This window comes from Accumulibacter sp. (assembly GCF_032229525.1).
Taxonomy (GTDB): domain Bacteria; phylum Pseudomonadota; class Gammaproteobacteria; order Burkholderiales; family Rhodocyclaceae; genus Accumulibacter.
The window spans coordinates 1-2,911 of sequence record NZ_JAVTWB010000161.1 but is presented as its reverse complement, the minus strand read 5'-3'; the positions used below and the strand labels follow the sequence as shown (position 1 = coordinate 2,911).

Genomic DNA, 2,911 nt, shown 5'->3' with positions numbered 1-2,911 from the left:
CCGAATGACAGCGGCGAGTGTGCGGTCGGGCGCGCGAACAGGCGATGCGAACGATTTGAGGGCGTGAAGAATGCGTGTTTGGCCAATCGCAGCGCTATAGGCAGCCTCCTGCCCGCTCCCGAACCACGCGACAGGAGTCCTTGGGGGGTCTATTCGAATGAGGGGGTCAAAATGAACAAACATACTCTGCACTTTGCCTTGGCCGCGGTATTCGCCGGTATCTTGCCAAACGCGCTCGCCGCGCCGGTAACTTACGAAATGAATCTTCGCACCAGTTCGGGAATTGGTGCCGGTGGTGCCAGCGGCATGCTCGGCATGATGATGGGCCAAGGCAGCGGTGTGACCAAGACGATGGACCTGCGTCTGACCAATCCCGCCGATATCCCCTCCGGCTACAACGCAGAACACACGGTTCCTGAAGTCATGCGTTTCGGTCCTGTCCTGCCCCTCAAAGGCGAACGGCGCGGGACCGGCGAGAGTGGACCAGGCGAAGAGCCAGACGGGAAACTATTGATTTACTGGGGCTGTAGCGCCACCGTCGCTGCAGGTCAGCCGGAAGTGATTGATTTCAAGTCCATGGGCAACCGCCTGCCGCCCGAAGTCGCCGCCATGGCCCGGCAAAGCCGCCGAGGCAAAGGGGGTGGCGATAGTGGCGATACCCTGCCACCGCGTACGCTGTGGTGGCCGCACGGCGATTCCGGCTTTAGCGGCATCCCTGCCGAATCCTCAGCCGTTGGCGACCACGTGGTCAAGGCCAGTTTCATGCAAAGGGAAATCCACTACACCCTGGACAAGGAGATGGACTTCCTTGAGGCGATCAACCTCAAGGCCACCAGTGCCGATCTGAAAGCCGCCATTCCTCTGAAATGGGATGCCCTTGCCCGCGCCCGAGGTTACAACCTGCAAGCCGTCGGCGCCGTCGGCGAGAAGGAAATGGTGATCTGGATGGCCGCCAAGAACAAGAACCCGATGCTTCCCGGAACTCAGAATAGTTGCACCATCCCGGCCGGCATTTTCCAGAAAGCGGAGGGTGCGATGACCATCGCCGAGGCGGTTGGGCCTTCCAAGGGCTTTGCCTACCCGCCCCAGAAGCCAGGCGAGAAAAAGCCGCTGATCTGGGCCGCCACCGTCCGTGTGAGCGGATTTGACTACCTGATGCTCGGCATGGAAGACATGGCGAAGGAGGCGGTCGGCGATGCAGCAGCGGACTCCGTGGTGCCGGGAGGAGGTGCGCTCATCAAGTCGCTCAAGGGCATATTCGGTCAATGAAATGAGCGTTTGCCGAAACTGATCGTCAGTGGCGCAAAGTATCCCGCGGCATCCTGGAGAGAGGTCGCGGGCCAGCGCTTCGTCTTCACGGGATGCCGGGGGCGGGTCTATGGGGGTCCGCCAACCAGAAATTCCGCGTTGGCGTAGCTCACGAAACCGAAGCATACGTCATCACGAACGCCGTGCATTTCACCCGGCACAGCATGCCACGCAAGGGTTTCAGACTTCTGCACTGAATTCTGAAAGCCGGGAGGTTCCGAGGAAAACAGCCCCTAATGCGCGAAACTCTAGGGCTCTGTGCTGGTCAACGTAAAAATGCAATTTTTTTGCACGGCTTCGCTGGGACACACATCGATGCTGAAGGCGAATCAAGGTGTCGGCTTGAGGCAAGGCGGCACGTCAGCAGTTGTTGACGGTTGACGGGCGCCCGACATATTGGGCGTGGACTACTGGAGTTTGCTACCTTTCCTGGTCCGCGCGTCGCACCACGCGATGGCCTCAACAGGAGATATGCGGCAGTGAGTGCCGCTTCAAGTGGCGCTCCACTTTGGCGTCTGGCTCTCAGGAGGAGAGGAAATTGCCCGGCATATCCAAAACGATTCTTGTGACGGGAGCGACCGGTGGTATCGGGCTGGCCGTCTGCAGCAGGCTGGCGAAAGCTGGGAATTCCCTTGTTCTTGCAGCACGTGATTCCAGCAAACTTCAGACCCTCCGCGCTCAACTGTCGAACACCTGCCCGGGGACTCATTCATGGATTTCCGTGGACATGACGCGCGATGACTCAGTCACGGAATTCGCTGAGAAGCTCACTGCCAGCACCGTAATCTTGGACGGAGTGGTCTTGATGCCGCCCCAGGATCCTCCCACCAACGACCCTCTTCCGAGCAGCGACAAGTGGCGAGAGATTTTTCAGAACAGCTTTGTTGGGCCGCTGTCTCTTCTCAAGGCGGCAATTGCGACCATGCAACCGGACCCTGCGAAGGGCAGAAGATCCAAGATCGTCATCATCTCCGGAATCTCGTCCGCCCAGGTCATGGGCCACTACGCTTCCAGCAATGTACTACGTTGCGCCTGGCTGGCCGAAGCGAAGACGCTGGCGTTCGCGTTGGGTGAAAGAGGGATTCACGTGAACACGCTGTCCCTTGGGGGCACGCTGACACCTGGGTATGCCGCTTCTCTTGAGCAGCGCGCTGCCACGGCCGGAACAACGGTTGCTCAGCGCCTGGCGGAAGAGACGTCGAATGTTCCGCTGAGGAAATACGGCACACCCGATGAGGTAGCCGTTGCGGTAGAAGGCTTGCTGTCGGCGTTCTCCGATCACATGACCGGAATCAACGTCCTGCACGATGGCGGATTTATACGGGCGTATTGAGGAACTAGCAGTGACTCAGGTCGCGCAACGGTGCGCAGTTCAGGCGATGGTACCAAGTCTCCGCACCGCCCACCGGGTCGCAGCGCGTAGCGAGCCGTATGAGTTGTTGGAGGCAGACTGAGGCTCTCGTCGGATGCGGCGGCCATGGCATGGCTGGTGGCTCGCGTCTCGCGCTTCAGTACCCCAGGCAGCGTCGACGATGCCCGAACTGTTCTATCCCGAGCGCCGAGCTATGTATGGACCCGACCGCTTCGACACCTGGCCACCGTT

General features: G+C 60.0%; 2 protein-coding genes. Both read left to right on the top strand.

Annotation, left to right across the window (positions count from 1 at the left end; genetic code table 11):
* Positions 1-171: 171 nt before the first annotated feature.
* Positions 172-1,269, top strand: coding sequence for a hypothetical protein (locus tag RUW20_RS12500; protein ID WP_313952563.1), 1,098 nt, complete (start codon positions 172-174; stop codon positions 1,267-1,269).
* A 577-nt stretch (positions 1,270-1,846) separates the two neighbouring features.
* Complete coding sequence (locus RUW20_RS12495) at positions 1,847-2,641, top strand: SDR family oxidoreductase (RefSeq protein ID WP_313952562.1); 795 nt, start codon at positions 1,847-1,849, stop codon at positions 2,639-2,641.
* The last annotated feature ends 270 nt before the right edge of the window (positions 2,642-2,911 follow it).

Excerpts from the sequence above, each read along its gene's own strand:
- RUW20_RS12500 (WP_313952563.1), top strand. The coding sequence starts at position 172 with ATGAACAAACATACTCTGCACTTTGCCTTGGCCGCGGTATTCGCCGGT.